The 685-nt window shown below is 55.0% G+C and carries 1 protein-coding gene; it reads left to right on the forward strand.

Annotation, left to right across the window (positions count from 1 at the left end; genetic code table 11):
• On the forward strand, window positions 1–685 hold a 685-nt coding region (locus FSO04_RS45965), incomplete at both ends, for an IS30 family transposase (RefSeq protein ID WP_154568037.1).

The following is a 685-nucleotide window of genomic DNA, read 5'->3' on the forward strand; positions in this document are numbered from 1 at the left end:
TGGTCGATAACCGGCCGCTGGCGCGACTTGTGGCAAGCAAGCTGGAACTGCAGTGGTCGCCCGAACAGATTGCCGGATGGCTCAAACACGCATACCCGGTCAACGAGGACTATCACGTGTCACACGAGACCATCTATCGAAGCCTCTACATACAGGCACGCGGAGCGTTAAAGAAGGAGCTACTCGAACATTTGCGCCGTTCGCGTGCCATGCGTCGGTCACGCCATCACACGATGAAGACGGAGACTCACGGCAGAATTCGTGACGCAGTTTCGATCAGCGAACGCCCCGCTGCGGTTGAAGACCGTGCGATTCCCGGCCACTGGGAAGGCGATCTGTTATTCGGCGACGCGAGCAGCCAGATTGCGACGCTTGTTGAACGCCAGACCCGGTTCGTGATGCTGGTAAAAACCACCGGGAAGGATACCGAAACTGTCGTCAACGCTCTGATCAATCACGCCGTTAAACTGCCGCAGGAGTTATACAAATCGCTAACCTGGGATCGTGGGAAGGAATTGGCCGGCCACAAGCGCTTCACTGTGGCGACGGATATCAAGATCTATTTTTGCGATCCTCATGCGCCATGGCAGCGCGGATCGAACGAAAACACCAATGGGCTGCTAAGACAGTACTTTCCAAAGGGAATGGATATTTCGACGTATTCGCAGTCGAAACTTAATGCGGT

The sequence above is a fragment of the Paraburkholderia madseniana genome (assembly GCF_009690905.1).
GTDB classification, from domain to species: Bacteria; Pseudomonadota; Gammaproteobacteria; order Burkholderiales; family Burkholderiaceae; genus Paraburkholderia; species Paraburkholderia madseniana.